Origin of the sequence: Roseovarius conchicola, assembly GCF_041403425.1 — a bacterium.
Taxonomy (GTDB): domain Bacteria; phylum Pseudomonadota; class Alphaproteobacteria; order Rhodobacterales; family Rhodobacteraceae; genus Roseovarius; species Roseovarius conchicola.
Genome location: NZ_JBGEHK010000001.1, coordinates 435014 through 452886 on the forward strand (window position 1 = coordinate 435014; position 17873 = coordinate 452886).

The 17873-nt window shown below is 60.8% G+C and carries 16 protein-coding genes; 4 read left to right on the forward strand and 12 right to left on the reverse strand.

The genetic code is table 11. The features are described 5' to 3' along the window. Positions 1-49: 49 nt before the first annotated feature. A complete protein-coding gene (locus tag V6N02_RS01985) occupies positions 50-829 on the forward strand; it encodes an enoyl-CoA hydratase-related protein (protein WP_371223797.1) in 780 nt (259 codons plus the stop codon). A 63-nt stretch (positions 830-892) separates the two neighbouring features. Here the strand turns inward: V6N02_RS01985 and gltA are convergent, their stop codons facing one another. Further along, positions 893-2188, reverse strand: a complete 1296-nt coding sequence (gltA, locus tag V6N02_RS01990; protein ID WP_371223799.1) for a citrate synthase — start codon at positions 2186-2188, stop codon at positions 893-895. Between the two features lie 86 nt (positions 2189-2274). Beyond that, positions 2275-3684, reverse strand: a complete 1410-nt coding sequence (gltX, locus tag V6N02_RS01995) for a glutamate--tRNA ligase (protein ID WP_371223802.1) — start codon at positions 3682-3684, stop codon at positions 2275-2277. An 80-nt stretch (positions 3685-3764) separates the two neighbouring features. Here gltX and V6N02_RS02000 point away from each other — a divergent pair, with 80 nt between their 5' ends. Further along, complete coding sequence (locus V6N02_RS02000; RefSeq protein WP_371223804.1) at positions 3765-5783, forward strand: ComEC/Rec2 family competence protein; 2019 nt, start codon at positions 3765-3767, stop codon at positions 5781-5783. Positions 5784-5786: 3 nt separating this feature from the next. Here V6N02_RS02000 and lexA read toward each other — a convergent pair whose 3' ends face one another. The 6 genes from lexA to V6N02_RS02030 all read right to left on the reverse strand — a co-directional run bounded on the left by lexA (position 5787) and on the right by V6N02_RS02030 (position 10641). Further along, entirely contained in the window at positions 5787-6485 is a 699-nt protein-coding gene (gene lexA / locus V6N02_RS02005; RefSeq protein WP_371223806.1) for a transcriptional repressor LexA, read from the reverse strand. Between the two features lie 94 nt (positions 6486-6579). After that, complete coding sequence (locus V6N02_RS02010) at positions 6580-7752, reverse strand: molybdopterin molybdotransferase MoeA (protein ID WP_371223808.1); 1173 nt, start codon at positions 7750-7752, stop codon at positions 6580-6582. Next, positions 7749-8225, reverse strand: coding sequence for a cyclic pyranopterin monophosphate synthase MoaC (moaC, locus tag V6N02_RS02015; RefSeq protein WP_371223810.1), 477 nt, complete (start codon positions 8223-8225; stop codon positions 7749-7751). Before moaC ends, V6N02_RS02010 begins: the two co-directional genes overlap by 4 nt. Then, positions 8226-9044: an indole-3-glycerol phosphate synthase TrpC gene (gene trpC / locus V6N02_RS02020; protein ID WP_371223812.1), complete on the reverse strand. Its 819-nt coding sequence runs from the start codon at positions 9042-9044 to the stop codon at positions 8226-8228. Then, positions 9041-10063: an anthranilate phosphoribosyltransferase gene (gene trpD / locus V6N02_RS02025; protein WP_371223815.1), complete on the reverse strand. Its 1023-nt coding sequence runs from the start codon at positions 10061-10063 to the stop codon at positions 9041-9043. Before trpD ends, trpC begins: the two co-directional genes overlap by 4 nt. Continuing rightward, the gene (locus tag V6N02_RS02030; RefSeq protein ID WP_371223816.1) at positions 10060-10641 is read right to left on the reverse strand and encodes an anthranilate synthase component II; all 582 of its coding nucleotides are present in this window, start codon (positions 10639-10641) and stop codon (positions 10060-10062) included. The genes trpD and V6N02_RS02030 overlap by 4 nt, the downstream gene beginning before the upstream one ends. 130 nt (positions 10642-10771) lie before the next feature. Between V6N02_RS02030 and V6N02_RS02035 the strand changes: the two genes are divergently transcribed. Both V6N02_RS02035 and V6N02_RS02040 read left to right on the forward strand, forming a co-directional pair. Next, entirely contained in the window at positions 10772-12346 is a 1575-nt protein-coding gene (locus tag V6N02_RS02035; RefSeq protein ID WP_371223817.1) for a polysaccharide deacteylase family 2 protein, read from the forward strand. An 83-nt stretch (positions 12347-12429) separates the two neighbouring features. Next, complete coding sequence (locus V6N02_RS02040; protein WP_371223818.1) at positions 12430-13188, forward strand: DUF1194 domain-containing protein; 759 nt, start codon at positions 12430-12432, stop codon at positions 13186-13188. Here the strand turns inward: V6N02_RS02040 and V6N02_RS02045 are convergent. The 4 genes from V6N02_RS02045 to V6N02_RS02060 form a co-directional block, all read right to left on the reverse strand. After that, the gene (locus tag V6N02_RS02045) at positions 13185-13739 is read right to left on the reverse strand and encodes a pseudouridine synthase (RefSeq protein WP_371223819.1); all 555 of its coding nucleotides are present in this window, start codon (positions 13737-13739) and stop codon (positions 13185-13187) included. The genes V6N02_RS02040 and V6N02_RS02045 overlap by 4 nt on opposite strands. A 27-nt stretch (positions 13740-13766) precedes the next feature. After that, a complete protein-coding gene (locus tag V6N02_RS02050; protein ID WP_371223820.1) occupies positions 13767-14372 on the reverse strand; it encodes a rhodanese-like domain-containing protein in 606 nt (201 codons plus the stop codon). A gap of 101 nt (positions 14373-14473) precedes the next feature. Further along, positions 14474-15985 (reverse strand): anthranilate synthase component I, encoded by a 1512-nt coding sequence (gene trpE, locus V6N02_RS02055; protein WP_371223821.1) that lies wholly within the window; start codon positions 15983-15985, stop codon positions 14474-14476. A 12-nt stretch (positions 15986-15997) separates the two neighbouring features. Next, the gene (locus V6N02_RS02060) at positions 15998-17842 is read right to left on the reverse strand and encodes a SurA N-terminal domain-containing protein (RefSeq protein WP_371223822.1); all 1845 of its coding nucleotides are present in this window, start codon (positions 17840-17842) and stop codon (positions 15998-16000) included. Between the last annotated feature and the right edge of the window lie 31 nt (positions 17843-17873).

Here is a 17873-nt window from a genome sequence, read left to right on the forward strand (position 1 = left end):
GTGGGCTTTGCCGTTTGATACGTCTATCCAATCCAAAGGAGGCGGCCCGGTGAAAGATTACCAAACCATTGCACTTGAGTATGATGCGGATATCGCCACGATCCGGCTAAACCGTCCGGACAAGATGAACGCGCTCAACACCCAGATGCGCGCCGAGATCACCGATGCCGCCACCGAAGCCGGGCGCAAGGCCCGCGTGTTGGTGATCACCGGAGAGGGAAAGGCGTTCTGCTCTGGCCAGGACCTCAGCGACAGTGGCGATCTGTCTGCGCTTGATCTGGAACGGGTGCTGCGGGACGAATACGAACCGATGTTGCGCGCGATTTCCGACTGCACGATCCCGACGATCACTGCAGTCAACGGCCCTGCCGCCGGGGCAGGGGCCAATCTGGCGCTGGCCGCAGATGTCGTGATTGCGTCCGAGAGTGCGTATTTCTTACAGGCCTTTGCCCGCATTGGTCTGATCCCGGACGCCGGGGGCACCTATTGGTTGCCCCGTCAGATGGGGGCTGCCAAGGCGATGGGGGCGGCGCTGTTTGCCGAGCCGATCAGCGCCCGGCAAGCCAGCGAATGGGGCATGATCTGGGAATGGGTGCCGGACGGTGAGTTCGCAGCCACCTGGCAGGCCCGCGCCGCGCATCTGGCCAAGGGTCCGACGCAGGCTTATGCACATATGAAACAAGCGATCCGCAAGTCATGGGAAAATGGCATTGACGGGCAGTTGGATCTGGAAGCAAAGCTGCAGGGCAAATGCGCGATGTCGCGGGACTTCAAGGAAGGCGTCGTTGCCTTCACGGAAAAACGCCCACCGCATTTCGAAGGGCGCTAGGGCCTTATCATACAAAGAAAAACCGGGCCTGTTGCAAGGCCCGGTTTCTTGATGTCCGCCGGATCAGCGGTTTTCGATATCTACGTAATCGCGCAGTGTCGCGCCTTGGTACAGCTGGCGCGGGCGGCCGATTTTCAGCTGCGGATCGGCAATCATTTCCTTCCACTGCGAAATCCAGCCCACCGTGCGGCTGACCGCGAAGATCGGTGTGAACATCGAAGTGGGGAAGCCCATCGCCTCAAGGATGATGCCCGAGTAGAAATCGACATTCGGGAACAGTTTCTTGTCGGCAAAGTAGGGATCGGCCAGTGCCTGTTTCTCAAGCTCCTTGGCCACTTGCAGGGTCGGGTTGTCCTCGACCCCCAGCAGTTCTAGCACCTCGTCGGCGGATTGCTTGAGCACCTTGGCGCGCGGATCGAAGTTTTTGTAGACCCGGTGACCAAACCCCATCAGGCGATAGTCGTCATCCTTGTCTTTGGCGCGGGCCAAGTATTCGGGGATGCGATCCACGGTGCCGATCTCTTGCAACATCTCAAGGCAGGCCTGGTTGGCACCACCATGGGCGGGGCCCCAGAGGCAGGCGATGCCGGCGGCGATACAGGCAAAGGGGTTCGCGCCCGAGCTGGAGGCCAGACGCACGGTCGAGGTTGACGCGTTCTGTTCGTGATCGGCATGCAGGGTGAAAATCCGATCCATCGCGCGCGACAGGATCGGGTTCACCTCGTAATCCTCGGCAGGGACGGCAAAGCACATCCGCAGGAAGTTCGACGCATAATCCAGATCATTGCGCGGATAGACGAAGGGTTGGCCCAGTACGTATTTGTAGGCCATTGCCGCGATGGTCGGCATCTTGGCGATCATGCGGATCGAGGCCACTTCGCGCTGCCAGGGGTCGCTGACATCGGTGCTGTCATGGTAGAACGCGCTCAGCGCGCCAACCACGCCGACCATGATGGCCATCGGGTGCGCGTCCCGACGATATCCGCGGAACAGGAAGTGCATCTGTTCATGCAGCATCGTGTGGTTGGTCACGCGGCTTTCAAAATCTTCCAACTGCGCCGCCGAGGGCAGTTCGCCGTAAAGCAGCAGATAGCATACCTCGAGATAATGCGACTTGCTGGCCAATTGATCGATCGGATAGCCGCGGTGCAGCAGTTCACCCTTGCCGCCATCGATAAAGGTGATGGTGCTGTCGCAGCTGGCGGTTGAGGTGAATCCCGGGTCGTAGGTGAACACACCCGCTTGGCCATAAAGCTTGCGAATATCAATGACATCTGGCCCGGCGGTGGGGGAAAAGACCGGCAGGTCATAGCTTTCGCCATTCACGTTCAGCGTTGCGGTTTTCTTGGTGTCGGCCATCTTAGTGGTCTCCCTCGTCCTGCCTGCGCGGGGGGTGCGCTCGGCGTTCCTTAAGCGGTCTTTAACTCGGGGGGCTTGCGATAAGATTAACCTGTGCTGGCTGCGGCGTCCGTCAGCCGGGCAATGGTTTCCTCCCGTCCCAGCACCAGCATCATATCAAATACACTAGGTGTCGCAGTCCGACCCGCCAGCGCGGCCCGTATTGGCCCCGCCAGTTTCCCGAATTTCATGTCCTTGGTTTCGGCAAACTGCATCGCAGCCGCCTCAATTTCGTCTCGTTCCCACCTAGCATTTTGCAACTGCGGCGTCAATTCTTTCAGTATACCACGGGATACATTGTCAAGCTGTGAGCTAGCCTTTTCGTCTGGTAAGATGGGGCGTTCGGTCATAATAAACTCAGCTTTATCAATGAGTTCAAAGAAGGTTTTCGCGCGCTCTTTGAGGGTGGGCATTGCTGCCATGAGAAGCGACTTTTTGTCGTCGGACAGCATGTTTTGCCCGGTTACGGCCAGAAACTCCTCCAGTTCATGCAGCAGTGCAGCATTTTCCGATGCGGCGATGTGCTGACCACAAAGATTTTCAAGTTTCTTGAAGTCAAACCGGGCTGGGGATTTTCCGATTCCGCCAAGGTCAAACCACTCTTTGGCTTGGGCATCACTGAAAAACTCGTCATCGCCATGGCTCCATCCCAGCCGCGCGAGATAGTTGCGCATGCCTGCCGCCGGATAGCCAAGCTGTTGATACTCCTCAACGCCCAATGCGCCGTGCCGTTTGCTCAGCTTCTTGCCATCGGGCCCGTGGATCAGCGGGATATGGGCGTAAACGGGCAGGGGCCAACCCATTGCGTCATAGATCATCATCTGGCGCGCGGCGTTGTTCAAGTGATCATCCCCACGGATTACATGGGTGACGCCCATATCGTGATCGTCCACCGCAACGGCCAGCATATAGACGGGAGTACCATCGCTGCGCAGCAACACCATATCGTCCAACTGGTCGTTGCGGATCGTCACATCGCCCTGCACCTGATCGCGGATCACGGTGGCACCGTCCTGCGGGGCCTTGATGCGGATGACGAAAGGCGCATCCGGGTGTGTGGCCGGATCGGCATCGCGCCAGGGGCTGCGAAACAGGGTCGAGCGACCCTCGGCCCGCGCCGCATCGCGAAACGCCTGAATCTCGTCCTGGGTGGCAAAGCACTTATAGGCCTTACCCTCGGCCAGCAGGTGATTGGCGACCTCGGCATGACGATCTGCGCGCTCAAACTGGCTGATTGTCTTGCCATCATGATCCAGCCCCAGCCACGCCATCCCATCGAGAATGGCCTGCGTCGCTTCAGGGGTGGACCGCGCGCGATCAGTATCCTCGATCCGCAGCAGGAATTTGCCGCCCCGTCCACGGGCGAAAAGCCAGTTGAACAGCGCTGTGCGTGCCCCGCCGATATGCAGATAGCCGGTGGGCGATGGGGCAAAACGGGTCACGATTGTCTCGGACATGGGCTGTATTAACCTTTCGGTAACTGTGAGGGAGCTAGCGTTCTCCCCTGTCTATCGGCGCGCCGGAGGGGAGACAAGACATGGCGATCTGGCAATCCTGGCAGGCCGAATGGCTGGCTCAGCGGGGGCATCTGTTCCCGTGGGTTCCGGTGTGTCTTGGTGCCGGGATCGGGGCGTATTTCACCTTGAGATCAGAACCTTCAGAGCTTCATTACGCCTATGCGCTTGCGGGTGCAGCTTCGCTGATCCTGTTAGGGCGGCTGGTGAATGATGCCCTCTCGCCGCTGCTCTGGGGGGGCGCTTTGATCGCGTTGGGCTTCTGCCTTGCCGGGTGGCGCGCCCACCAGATGGATTTGCCGGTGCTGGGCTGGCGTTACTATGGCCCGGTCGAAGGGCGGATCGTGGGGATAGATCGCTCGTCTTCGGACGCGCTTCGCCTTACCTTGGACAAGGTGCAACTGGATCGCGTCAGCCCGGGGCGCACGCCCGACCGTGTGCGGGTGTCCCTGCACGGACAACAAGGGTTTCTTGTCCCCGAACCTGGCCAGTATGTGATGATGACAGCACATCTGTCGCCGCCGGGTGGTCCGGTTGAACCGGGCGGTTTCGATTTTCAGCGCCATGCCTGGTTTCTGAAACTCGGCGCGGTGGGCTATACCCGCACGCCGGTTCTGGTACGCGCACCGCCGGATGGCAGCCAGAAGGTGTTTGCTGCGCGTATGGTGGTGTCGGCCAAGGTGCAAAAGGCCCTTCCGGGCGAACCGGGGGCCTTTGCCACCGCGATCATGACCGGAGACCGCTCGGCCATGGGGCAGGAGACGTTGCGCGCGCTCAGGGTCACCAATCTGGCACATTTGCTGGCCATTTCCGGGCTTCATATGGGGCTGCTGGCCGGGTTTGTTTTCGCGACACTCCGCTACCTGTTTGCCGCCATTCCGGCGATTGGCCTGCGTCTTCCGGCCAAGAAATTGGCCGCCTTATGCGCCCTGCCGGTCGCGGCAGGATACTTGGCCCTGTCTGGTGGCAATGTGGCGACGGAACGCGCGTTCATCATGGTGGCCGTGGCGCTGACGGCAGTCTTGCTGGACCGACGCGCATTCAGCTTGCGCGCTGTGGCCTTTGCCGCCGTCATCGTGCTGACCTTACGTCCCGAGGCCTTGCTGGGTCCGGGGTTTCAGATGTCCTTTGCCGCCACGACTGCGCTGGTGGCGGTCTATAACTGGATACGGGATCATCAGATCCCGCTGGGGCCGCGCTGGACCCGGCCCATCACAGCGGTGTTGATTTCCTCTACGGTTGCGGGGCTGGCCACAGCCCCGATCGCGGCGGCGCATTTCAACCAGTTTGCACATTACGGGCTGATCGCGAATCTGCTCAGCGTGCCTTTGATGGGGGTTCTGGTGATGCCCGCCGCCGTGGTCGCGGCATTTCTGATGCCATTGGGGTTGGAATGGATCGCCCTTTGGGTGATGGGAAAGGGTGTGGCGTGGATTCTGGGCGTTGCCAAATGGGTCAGTGAGTTGGACGGTGCGCGTGGCACGGTGATCAGCCCGGGGGGCGAGGTGCTGCCCCTGATTGCCCTTGGTGCCTTGATGTTGGTGCTGTGGCAGGGACGGGTGCGTTTTGCGGGCGTGATCCCGGTGGCGCTGGCCTTTGGCCTTTGGACACAGACAGAACGCCCAGACATCCTGATCTCGGACACCGGCGCGCTGGTGGGGGTGATGACGCCAGAGGGCAGGGCGCTGAACCGACCCAAAGGGGGCGGGTTCATTGCGCAGAACTGGCTTGAGAATGATGGTGATCCGGCAGAACAGGATAAGGCGGCGGAACGATGGGCGATGCTAAGCCCTGCCAGCCTTCCGCTTGCCACGGTGCGGGGTAAGAAAGCCGCTGCCGCGCCGCTAGACTGTGACAAGGTGCGCTGGATCGTTATGAATGCTGATCCACCTGAGGGCGTTCCCGAAGGGCTGGGCTGTGCTGTGCTGCATCCCGCCAGTCTGCGCCAAACCGGGGCTATGGCGATTTACAAGACCGAGGCGGGATACAAAGAAATAACCGCGCGCCAGGTAACGGGCACGCGGTTATGGAATGCAAACTAGGGATCAATAGGTGCGGATCAGACCAACCAGACGGCCCTGTACCTTGACCTTGTCTTCTGGCAACACGCGCGGCTCATAAGCCGGGTTTGCGGCCTCAAGTGCAATCGCATTGCCCCGGCGGAAATAGCGTTTCAATGTTGCCTCCTGATCTTCGACCAGCGCTACGACAATATCGCCATTATCGGCCACAGATGTTTCCCGGATCACAACCACATCGCCGTCATTGATGCCTGCGTCGATCATCGAATCACCTTTGACTTCAAGGGCATAGTGTTCACCCTGGCCGCTGATCATCGAGCCGGGAACCGACACGTTATGGCTGGCATGTGCAATCGCTTCGATCGGGACACCGGCGGCGATTTGGCCCATCACGGGCAATTCAAATCCCCGCGCCTCGACAGGTTGCGAATTGGCAGGTTGCGGCGCGTCAGGCTTGTCGCCCTCGATTACGCGGGGATGAAAGCCATGCGTGGCCTCGCCGCCTAGCGTTTCGGGCAGTTTCACGATCTCCAATGCCCGTGCACGATGCGCCAGACGGCGGATAAATCCGCGCTCTTCCAGTGCGGTGATCAGCCGGTGAATGCCCGATTTCGAGCGCAGGTCCAGCGCATCCTTCATCTCGTCAAAACTGGGCGGCACACCATCGCGTTGTACGCGCTTGTGAATGAATTCCAGCAGGTCCAGCTGTTTCTTTGTCAGCATATTGAACGTCCTCCGGGGCCATGCGTTTCATTTTGTTCTACGCATGTTCCCGTTTTGTGTCAACATGTTCTGTGGATAAGTCGGATTGATGCGCTTAGAGGGCGATGTACTCAATCTGCTCACCCGCCTTGCGCGGTCCGTCATCAGGCGGGCGGATCATCAACGCGTTGGCATGGGCCAGAACGCTGAGCAGGGCGCTGTCCTGACTGTCTTCGGGCGTGATGGTGCCATCCTGCACATCGGCGCGCATGTAGTGCTCGCGGGGGCCATTTTCTCCCAGATCGACAGCCAGTCGTGCGGTATGGCGAGGAACGGGACCCGCGTCCAGCCCCAGCATCGCGCGCAGCATTGGGCGCAAGAACACATGTCCGCAGACTATCGCAGAGACCGGGTTACCCGGCAGACCGACCATCGCCGCCTCACCCATCCGGCCCGCCATCAATGGCTTTCCCGGGCGCATTTTAACTTTGTAAAACGCCTGTTCGACGCCCAGATCGGCAGCCACTTGCCCCACTAGATCATGATCGCCGACCGAGGCACCTCCAATGGTGATCACCAGATCAGCCCCTTCGGCCAGCGCGAAAGCAGCCTCCAATGCAGGGCGATTGTCGCGTGCGATAGGCAGGATGCGGGCGCGGGCACCATGTTGTTCCAAAAGAGCTTTTAACCCAAAAGTGTTCGACGCAATGATTTGATCCGGGCCAGGATCTTCGCCAGGCATCACCAATTCGTCGCCAGTTGAGATCAGCGCAACTTCTGGTTGGCGCGCCACGGTGATCTCGGCCAGGTTCATCGAGGCCAGAAGGGCAATATCAGATGGGCCAAGCAGGCGGGGAGCCTTGAGGTGATCGCCAATTTTAAAGTCGGCCCCGGCAGCTCGGATATGCGGGCCTTTGCTCAGATTATCACCTAGAGTGATCTGATCTCCGGCGCGCGTGACATCCTCCTGGATGATCACCCGGTCGGCCCCCTCGGGCACAGGAGCCCCCGTGAAGATGCGTACGGTTTGGCCTGTTGCGACGGACCCGTCAAAGCCATGCCCTGCCGCTGCCTCGCCGATCACCTGCAGCGTGGCCCCCGTGGCGACATCACTTTGACGCACCGCATAGCCATCCATGGCCGAGGCGGCAAACGGGGGCTGGTCGCGTCCTGCGATTGCGTCTTCCGCCAGAACTCGACCAGCAGCTTCGCTGAGTGGAACAGTTTCGGCGCCAAGGGGCCTGACCAATGAGAACAGATGCGCCAGCGCCTCTTCAACGGTGATCATGTCGCCTCGTACCGCCCTGATTTTCCACCATCTTTCAACATAACGCGGATGCCACCGATCTCCATGGCCTTGTCCACGGCCTTGCTCATGTCATAAACGGTCAGGGCGGCGGTCGACACGGCGGTCAATGCCTCCATTTCAACGCCGGTCTGGCCGGTGGTCTTCACGGTGGCTTCGATCTGCACGCCGGGAAGATCCGGATTAAGCGTCAGTTCCACTGCCACCTTGGTGATCGGCAGGGGATGGCAGAGCGGAATCAGGCTGGAGGTTTCCTTGGCCCCCATGATCCCGGCCAGGCGGGCAACCCCCAGAACATCACCCTTCTTGGCGCGACCTTCCGAAATGATATCAAAGGTTTCACGGGCCATCTTGATGTATCCTTGGGCGACCGCAACGCGTGAGGTGACGGCCTTGTCCGACACGTCGACCATATGGGCATCGCCCTTGCCGTCAAAATGTGTGAGCCCGGACATTCAGAAGCCCCCGCTAGCAGTCATCGGATTGGCGAGAAGGGCGCGTGTGGCAGCGGCCACATCATCCTGCCGCATCAGGGATTCGCCGATCAGGAAGGACCGCGCGCCATACATCGCCATGTCTTTAAGATCATCGGGCGTCGAAAGTCCGCTTTCAGACACGATCATGCGTTCCACGGGAACCAGCTTGGATAGCGTCCGCGTGGTATCCAGCGAGGTTTCAAACGTGTTGAGGTCGCGGTTGTTGATACCGATCAGCTTGGAGGTGAGCTTGGAGGCGCGCAGCAACTCGTCTTCGTTGTGGACTTCGAGCAGCACATCCATGCCCCAGCGGTTGGCGGCCTCTTCCAGTTCGGCACCTTGTGCGTCACTGACCGAGGCCATGATGATCAGAATGCAATCCGCCCCCCAGGCACGCGCTTCGGCCACCTGATAGGGATCATACATGAAATCCTTGCGCAGAACGGGCAGTTCACACGCCGCACGGGCCTGCTGCAAGTATTCGGGCGCGCCTTGAAAGCTGGGCGTGTCGGTCAGCACCGAAAGACAGTTGGCGCCGCCGGCCGCATAAGCCTCGGCCAAGGCGGCGGGGTCAAAGTCTTCGCGGATCAAGCCTTTGGACGGGCTGGCTTTTTTGATCTCCGCGATCAGGCCGTAGCCCTGCTTGCTGGCTTGCAGAAGCGCCTCGCCAAACGGGCGCACTTCGCTCGCGGCTGTTGCCGCCGCCTCGATGTCTGCCAGCGGTACTGCAGCCTTGGCAGCCTCGATTTCTTCCAGTTTATAGGCCTTGATCTTGTCCAGGATGGTTGGGGTACTCATTTACTCTCCGATGTCAGCTGGGCCAGCAGGTCGATCTTGCGTCGTGCCGCTCCGCTATCAATGCTCTCTCGCGCCATTTCGACGCCGGTTTGGGGGGTATCTGCCTTGCCCGCCACCATCAGTGCGGCGGCGGCGTTTAGCAACACGGCGTCACGATACGCCCCCGGCGCCCCGTCCAGCAAGGCGCGAAAAGCCGCACCGTTTTCTTCGGGCGTGCCGCCCAGAATGTCCTCGAACGGGTGCACGTCCAGACCAAACGCATCCGGGTGGGTTTCGGTTTCCTCGACGGTGCCATCTTCTTTCAACTCGGCGACCCACGAGACGCCTGTGATGGTCAGCTCATCCGTGCCGTCGCTGCCATGAACCAGCCACGCCCGCTCCGATCCAAGCTGACCCAGTGTTTCGGCCATGGGTCGGATCAGATCCCGGGTGAACGCGCCGGTCAGCTGACGTTTGACACCTGCCGGATTGGTCAGCGGGCCGAGGATGTTGAAGATCGTGCGGGTGGATAGCTCGGCGCGTACCGGGCCAACATGGGCCATGGCCGGATGGTGCATCGGCGCCATCATGAAACAGATGCCGGCAGTTTTCAGTGCCTTTTCAACCGCATCCGCGCCGATCATCACGTTGATACCCATTTGGGTCAGGGCATCCGCAGCACCGGATTTCGAGCTGAGATTGCGGTTACCATGCTTGGCCACCGGCACGCCCGCGCCTGCCACGATAAAGGCCGTTGCAGTTGAGATGTTCAGCGTGCCCTTACCATCCCCGCCGGTGCCAACAATGTCCATCGCGCCTTCGGGGGCCGCAACCTTGTTGCATTTGGCGCGCATCACGGCGGCGGCGGCGGCGAATTCATCCACGGTTTCACCGCGCGTACGCAGGGCCATCAGGAAACCGCCGATCTGTGCCGGTGTGGCTTCGCCCTCGAACAGGATCTGAAAGGCGGTCTCGGCCTCGTCGCGGGTAAGCGCGCGGTCGGCGGCTGTTCCAATCAGCGGTTTCAGTGCATCGCTCATGCCGGGACTTTCATCACGTCAAGGAAGTTCTTGAGCAGTGCATGCCCATGTTGCGAGGCGATGGATTCCGGATGGAATTGCACGCCATGAATTGGCAGTTCGCGGTGTTGCAGACCCATGATCGTGCCATCGTCCAGTTCGGCCGTGATCTCAAGGCTGTCGGGCAGGCTGTCGCGATCCACCACCAACGAGTGATAGCGCGTTGCCTCGAAAGGTGAGGGCAGGCCGGCAAAAACGCCTTTGCCGGTGTGCTGCATCATCCCCATCTTGCCATGTACGATATCCGTGTGGCGCACAACTTTGCCGCCAAACACCTGCCCGATGGCCTGATGTCCAAGGCATACCCCCATCAGGGGTGTATCGGTTTCCGCCGCAGCCTCGGTGAGGGCAAGGCAGATGCCCGATTGATCCGGAGTGCCGGGGCCGGGGGACAGCAGGATGCCTGCCGGGTTCATCCCCATGGCTTCCTGCACATTCAGCGCGTCATTGCGTTTAACAACAACCTCGGCACCCAGTTCGCCCACGTAATGGACAAGGTTATAGGTGAAGCTGTCGTAGTTATCGATCAAGAGCAACATCTTGCCGGTCCTTTGGTCATTTTTTGAGGGCTGGAGGCCCGGGGCGTGGTCGCGGTATACTTGTTCAGGGTTGCGCGTGGGCGTCAAGGGGCGCAAAACTGTGCGCGAGGCAAAAAAGAGGGCAAAAGCAGTGGCACGCGGATTTTTCTCAGGTGTGATCGCAGGAACGCTGGTTTCCGGGCTTGGTCTGGGGACGGCATCGGTTCTGACGAGTGACGGTGGGATGATGGCACCCAAGACCGGCTCGGTCGAGGTCTCGGACGGATCAGGTTTTAACCAACCCAAGGATGACACGGCTGCTGCGCTGCCGGCTGAAACGGATACGCCCGAGGCCGGGCAGGTACCACAAGTGGCCGCGCCCGAGCCGGATGACCTGACTGTGATCGACGAGGCTGATCTTGAACCCGCCGCGCAGCCCGAGACTGGGACGGCGGATGGCGCGCTTGGCACTCCCGCGACCGGAGATGGTGCTGCGGATGTTGCCGTGGACAGCGAAAGCCCGGTTCTGCCCAGCCCGCAAGCCGCGGCCCCCGAACTTCCCGCAAGCGAGGAAGACCTGTCCATTTCCATTGATCCAGCCCAGCCAAGCACCCCGGATGTGGAGGACAGCGCCGTCTTCCCAGAAGAAGAACTGGCCGCGGTGGCAGAAGAGACTGTCGAGGTTCCCGAAGCCTCAGAGGCCCCGGAGACACCAGAAACACAAGAGGATAACGGCGTCGAGGCGACGGAGCCAGAGGCCGAACCCATTCCGGAAAGCGAACCGGAAGATGTGGTCACCGGGTCTGCTGCCACAGAGCCTGAAACAGACGACACCGACACCCCGGATGCCGACGCATCAGAAACGGATACGCCAGACACAGGTCTTGCCGGTGACACTACCGAGCCGTCAAGCACGATTGGGGATCTGGCCCCCGAAGTGAAGACCAACCGTTTGCCATCGGTCACGGATGAGCCTGCTGCGGATGCGCCTGATGATGCGGTTACCGAGGCTGATCCCGAGGCGGTGACAGAGCCTGCCGATGACATCGGCACGCCGCTTGAACGCTATGCAGCGGAATTTGAGAACTCGGAGGGCAAGCCACTGATGTCGATCGTATTGATCGATGACGGTTCAAGTCCGATCGGTCTTGAGGCGTTGGAAAGCTTTCCATATCCGCTCAGCTTCGCGGTTGATGCCAGTTGGGATGGTGCGGCGGATGCGATGGCGATGTACCGCGCCTCGGGGTTCGAGGTGCTGGCGATGATCAACCTGCCAGAGGGGGCAGGGGCGCAGGACACGGAAGTGGCAATGCAGGCCAATCTGGCAAAACTGCCCGAAGTGGTCGCGGTGATGGATGGCACAGGCTCGGGCCTGCAAGCCAGCCGCGAGGCGTCTGACCAGTTGGCCCCCATCCTGTTGGACTCTGGGCATGGCGCCGTGCTGTTTCCCAAAGGCTTGAACACCGCGCAACAATTGTTGGCGCGCGAGGGTGTGCCCTCGGCCAGCGTATTTCGTGATTTCGATGCCTCGGGGCAGAACGCAACGGTGATCCGCCGTTTCCTGGACCAGGCCGCGTTTAAGGCCGGACAGGAAGAGGGCGGTGTGGTCATGGTTGGCCGTTTGCGTCCCGACACGGTGAGTGCGTTGCTGCTTTGGGGCTTGCAGGACCGCGCCAGCCGCGTGGCGCTCGCCCCTGTCTCGGCGATGCTGAACGGGAACGATTAACGCATACCCGCTTTAATGTGATTTGCGGATACGGGGCCTTTGGCTATCGTGAGATAGAAGCAGCCAGCAGGTTTCCGACGTCCATGACGCCTTTAATACTTAAAGTGATGATCCTGTGGCTGATGATGTCTGCCCTGCCTGCGGCGGCGCAGACCTGTCGACAGGCGCTGGCACTGGGTCTTGATGTGTCGCTATCTGTCAATCCGATTGATTTCACCCTGCAACGCGAAGGGCTGGCCCGTGCTTTGCTGGATGACGAGGTGGTGGTGGCCCTTTTGGGTTCTGGCCAGGATCGACTGGAACTGGCCGTGTTTGAGTGGAGTGGGCAGTTTGATCAGAAGCTTTTGGTCGATTGGACAATCATCGACAGCCGTCAAACCCTGCGCCGGATCGCCACCACCCTGCGTGAGAGCCAGCCGAGCATGCGTTCAGGGCGCACCGGGCTGGGGGCGGCGATGCTTTATGCGCGCGATATGTTCGCCACGCGGGAGCATTGTACCAACTGGACGCTGGATATCTCGGGCGATGGTGCCAACAACAACGGTATCCTGCCTGAATTGGTACGCGCCCAAATGGACGAGGCCGGGATTGTGGTGAATGCGCTGGTGATCGGTACGAATGAACCGAATGTGGCGTTCGGCGAAGTCCATGTGGGGCAGCTGGCGCGGTATTTTCAGGAGCGGGTGATTGTTGGCCCGTCCTCGTTCGTGGAAACGATCATCGGGTTTGACAACTATGCCGAGGCGATGAAGCGCAAGTTACTGCGCGAGTTGATGCCCTCTTTCGTGCGACGTGACCCGGCGCCACGGGCCGTGCGCCTGTTGGCGGCGCGGGCCAATTAGCGGGCTGGCGCATCCTGCCACGTGCCCTGTGCAATGCCGTCCAGTGTCCACTCTCCCACGCGCCAACGCACCAGTCGCAACGTGGGATGGCCCACATGGGCTGTCATGCGCCGCACTTGCCGGTTGCGCCCCTCGGAGATGGTGATTTCCAGCCAGCAATCAGGCACGTATTTGCGATAGCGCACGGGTGGGTCGCGTTCCCACAGGTCAGGCGGATCGATGCGAGAGACTTTGGCAGGTCGGGTTGGCCCGTCTTTCAGGGTCACGCCAGCGCGCAAAGCGGCCAGGGCCGCCTTCTCCGGCTCACCCTCAACCTGAACCAGATAGGTCTTTTCCAGCTTGTGCTTTGGATCGGCGATGCGCGCTTGCAGCTTGCCGTTGTCGGTAAGTACCAGAAGCCCTTCGCTGTCCCGGTCCAGCCGCCCGGCGGGATAAACACCTGGCAGGTCGATGAAGGCGGACAGCGTCGGGCGCGGCGACCCGGCGCTGCCCTTGTCGGTGAATTGCGACAGCACGCCATGGGGTTTGTTGAACAGGATCAGTCGTGTCATGGCCCCTGATGCAACAGGCAGCGGGGTTTAGTCCACCCCTTGCAGGAAGCCCGCGGTGATCTTGGTGGTCCATGGGGCGCCTGCGTTTTTCCAGCCGTTCACGGTGCGCTGGCCCGCTTTGTCCTTGTCGCCTTCAAACCCGTCTATAACCGAGTAAAGCGGCAGCGTGACTCCGGCCTCGATCAGCGCATCAACCGCCCGCGCGCTGCGCCCGCCCGAGCGGCAGATAATCAGCACGGCGCTGGCGTCCTGCGTATCGAGATAGCTTTGCATGGCCTCAGCGAAAAGCGGGTTCGGTTTCATCTGGTAGCGGCCCTTCTTGGCATCGAAACTGTGATCAGGGGCCAGCAGGGCAAAGGGGATGTTCACATCCGCCGCTGTCGGATGGCCCACAAACATGGTTTCTTCCGGCGTGCGCACATCAATCAGCAACACATCCTTGCGCGCGGCCACCACCTCGGCCGCCTCGGCGGCGGTGATGTAAAGTGCAGCCTTGGTTTGCTTGCCTTTCGGCAACGTGTCGGCAGCGACACTGCTGGCAATCACAGGCTCGGCCACACCCGAGGCGGGCAGGCTGAGGACAAGGCTAAGGGCGAGGGCGGGGGCGGCCATCAGGCGGAACAGGGCAGGCATGGCGGTTCTCCTTGAGAATTACATTCATTAACGTGAATGTGTTATCTCTAAAGTTGAAATTCCTGCTGATCTTTGACTTGAGTCAAAAACGCCACGCTGGATCAGCTGTTGTCGCTGCCCTGAAAGCGCGCCGCATCGGCGGCAGCCCGGCGGATCGCGTTGGATTTGTGGACGGTTTCCATATACTCCGCCTCGGGGTCGCTGTCATAGACCACGCCGCCGCCGGCTTGAATATAAAGCTTTTCATCCTGCACCACGGCGGTGCGCAGCGCGATGCAGACATCCATATCGCCATTGGCGCTGAAATATCCGACTCCACCGCCATAGACACCGCGCTTTTCCGGCTCCAGCTCGTCAATGATCTCCATCGCGCGCACTTTCGGTGCCCCCGACACCGTGCCAGCGGGCAACCCGGCCAGAAGCGCCGAGAGCGCGTCCTGATCCTTAGCCAGCTCTCCCACCACGTTGCTGACGATATGCATCACATGGCTATAGCGCTCGATGATGAATTCTTCGGTAGGGCGTACAGTGCCGATCTTGGCCACGCGGCCCACATCATTGCGGCCCAGATCCAACAGCATCAGGTGCTCGGCCAGTTCCTTGGTGTCGGCCATAAGGCTGGCCTCGTGCGCGCGGTCTTCTTCGGGCGTTGCACCACGGGGCCGGGTGCCTGCGATGGGACGGATCGTCACCTCATCGCCAAAGACCCGCACCAGAATCTCGGGGCTGGCCCCGATCACTTGGAAGCCGCCGAAATTGAAATAGAACATGAAGGGCGACGGGTTGGTCCGCCGCAGACTGCGATAAAGCGCGAAGGGCGGCTGGCGGAACTCTTGCGTCCAGCGTTGCGAGGGCACCACCTGAAAGATATCGCCTGCCTTGATGTATTCCTTGGCGGTTTCAACGGCGGCCTTGTAGCCTTCACGCGTGAAGTTCGACACGGGCGGAGCAGCCTCGGCAGCCTCGCCCAGATCGCGGGCCTGCTGGGGCAGGGCGCGTTCCAGATCGCGCACTGCGTCCATCACCCGTTCCGCTGCCTGCGCATAGGCAGCCTTGGCAGATTGCCCGCTGGAGACCCAGGCCGGGGCCACCACCGTCACTTCGCCTTTGACACCGTCCAGCACTGCCACGACCGAAGGGCGCAGCATGAGTGCGTCGGGCAGGCCCAGCGGGTCGGGGTTTACATCGGGCAGGTGCTCGACCAGGCGGATCATGTCATAACCCAGATAGCCAAACAGCCCGGCCGAGGCCGCAGGCAGCCCGTCGGGCAGGTCCATCCTGCATTCGCCAATCAGCGCGCGCAGATTGTCCAGCGGATCACCCGCCTGATCTTCAAAACTGTCCTCGTCAAACCGCGCAGTGCGGTTGATGCGGCTCGAGGTGCCGTGGCATTGCCAGACCAGATCGGGCTTCATCCCGATGATCGAATAACGCCCGCGCACTTCGCCACCGGTCACCGATTCCAGCACGAAAGCATCCTTGGCCGCCCCGGTCAGTTTCAGCATCAGCGAAACGGGTGTGTCCAGATCGGCGGCCAGTCGGGCAAAAACCACCTGGTTCTGCCCGGCCTCATAGCCTTTGGCAAACGCGTCAAATGAGGGGGTCAGATCCACCGCGTCGATCCCTTATTGGAAATTGGAATGCACGGCATTCAAAGCCGGTTGATCCAGTTCGACACCAAGACGGGTGCGAATGTCGCTGGCCAGTAGGATGAACATATCCTGCGCCAGCGAAGAGGCTGCGTCTTCACTGAGCGCGCGGCGCAGGCGCACCATGTCTTCGTTCTGCAAGTCGGGCGGTGCAACGCTGTCCAGACGCATTACGAAAATGCGGCCTTCACCATCAAGAATCTCGACCGCGTTGTCTTCCAGGCCAAACACCGTGTCGATAAATTCGGGCGGCGCGTCGGGTTGAAACGTGCTGCGGGTGACTTCAAGCGTGGTGGGCTGCTCAAGACCGGCTTCGGCGAAATCACCGCCTGCGTTAAGTCCGGCCAGCTGCGGTTCGATCTGGGCGCGCAGGGCGTCGGCGATCGCCTGTTCGCGCCAGCCCGCTTCGACCTCGGCGCGTACGGTGTCAAGCGGTTGCACCTCGGGCGCGATGATCTGCTCAAGACGCAGCGCAAAGAGGCCGTCATCATCCAGCTTTTCGATATCGGGGAAATCATCCTCGGTGATTGCCTCGGCGGCGGCCCGGAAGGCGTCATACGCGGCGATGCCGTCGGTCATGCCGGGGTGCCAGTCGATTGTGCCCATTACCAGATCGGTTTCCTTGGCCACGTCCTCAAGCGTGGCACCACCGGCCAGCAGATCGGCAATGCCGTCAATTTCCGCATCCAGCGCGCGACGGGCGCGATCCCCGGCCAGTTCATCACGCAGTTGCGGTTCGGCCTCTTCGAAGGTGACATTCTGCGCTTCCAGAATGCCGTTCACACGAAACAGCGCGGGGCCAATCGGGGTGCTGAGCGGGCCAACGACGTCGCCAGCTTCTGCGGCAAACACGCTCGGGCCAGCTTCGCCCAGATCAGTAATGCTGACATCGCCCATATCGGCATCGGTCAGGCTCAGGCCGCGCGCTTCGATCAGCGCCTCAAACGTGATTTCGCCGGCCTCCAGCTGCGCCAGAGCGGTATCGGCCGCCAGAACATCGGCAAAGCCGAGGCGTTCCACCAGACGGCGCTCGGGCTGATTGTATTCATCCTCCTGGTCTTCGTAGGCTTCGCGCAGGCTAGCCTCATCCACCTCGACCGTGTCAATGATCATCTCCGGGGTCAGCCACACGTAAGTGATCTGCTTAACCTCGGGAGTGGTGAAATCGGGCAGGTTGGCCTCATGATAGGCGACCAGATCGGCCTCGTCCGCGACCGGAAGGCCGGTTGTCAGGGCATCGCGATCCAGCGTCGCGAAGGTGATGGTGCGCCGTTCGCCGATGAAGCGCATCATCGTGTCCGTGTATGAATCCGGAACGTTTACACCGGCCAGGACTGCGCCCTGCAACAAGGTGCGCGCGGCCTCGGCGCGCATATCTTGCTCAAACTCGGCTTCGTTCATGTTGGATTGCTGCAGGGTCTGGCGATAGGCCTCGCGATCAAATTCGCCGTCCAACCCGCGAAAGGCAGGGATTTCCAGAATCTGATCACGCAGGCTTTCGTCGCCGATAGACACGCCCATCAACCGGGTTTCCTCCTCCAGGGCGGCGGTTGAAATCAATTGGCTCAGAACACGGTCATCCAGCCCCAGATCCTGGGCCATGAAGAAACTCACCGGGGCTTGCCGGGCGCTGGCCTCGGCGTTGATTTCATTGCGCAGGGCGCGGGCATAGTCGCGTACGTCAATCTGGGTTTCACCGACACTGCCAACGCTGCGCACATTACCACTCAGATTGGTCACGCCAAAGCCGCCAAGGCCCAGAATCAAAAGGCCCATCAAAATCCAGACAGCGGTTTTGGAGATGGTAGACTTGCCAGCCATGAAAAGGCCTCCGAATGGGGGTCAGCGCGTT

Coding starts and splice junctions, on each gene's coding strand:
- gltA (WP_371223799.1), bottom strand. CDS start 2,188: ATGGCCGACACCAAGAAAACCGCAACGCTGAACGTGAATGGCGAAAGC.
- gltX (WP_371223802.1), bottom strand. CDS start 3,684: ATGTCCGAGACAATCGTGACCCGTTTTGCCCCATCGCCCACCGGCTAT.
- V6N02_RS02000 (WP_371223804.1), top strand. CDS start 3,765: ATGGCGATCTGGCAATCCTGGCAGGCCGAATGGCTGGCTCAGCGGGGG.
- lexA (WP_371223806.1), bottom strand. CDS start 6,485: ATGCTGACAAAGAAACAGCTGGACCTGCTGGAATTCATTCACAAGCGC.
- V6N02_RS02010 (WP_371223808.1), bottom strand. CDS start 7,752: ATGATCACCGTTGAAGAGGCGCTGGCGCATCTGTTCTCATTGGTCAGG.
- moaC (WP_371223810.1), bottom strand. CDS start 8,225: ATGTCCGGGCTCACACATTTTGACGGCAAGGGCGATGCCCATATGGTC.
- trpC (WP_371223812.1), bottom strand. CDS start 9,044: ATGAGTACCCCAACCATCCTGGACAAGATCAAGGCCTATAAACTGGAA.
- trpD (WP_371223815.1), bottom strand. CDS start 10,063: ATGAGCGATGCACTGAAACCGCTGATTGGAACAGCCGCCGACCGCGCG.
- V6N02_RS02030 (WP_371223816.1), bottom strand. CDS start 10,641: ATGTTGCTCTTGATCGATAACTACGACAGCTTCACCTATAACCTTGTC.
- V6N02_RS02040 (WP_371223818.1), top strand. CDS start 12,430: ATGACGCCTTTAATACTTAAAGTGATGATCCTGTGGCTGATGATGTCT.
- V6N02_RS02045 (WP_371223819.1), bottom strand. CDS start 13,739: ATGACACGACTGATCCTGTTCAACAAACCCCATGGCGTGCTGTCGCAA.
- V6N02_RS02050 (WP_371223820.1), bottom strand. CDS start 14,372: ATGCCTGCCCTGTTCCGCCTGATGGCCGCCCCCGCCCTCGCCCTTAGC.
- V6N02_RS02060 (WP_371223822.1), bottom strand. CDS start 17,842: ATGGCTGGCAAGTCTACCATCTCCAAAACCGCTGTCTGGATTTTGATG.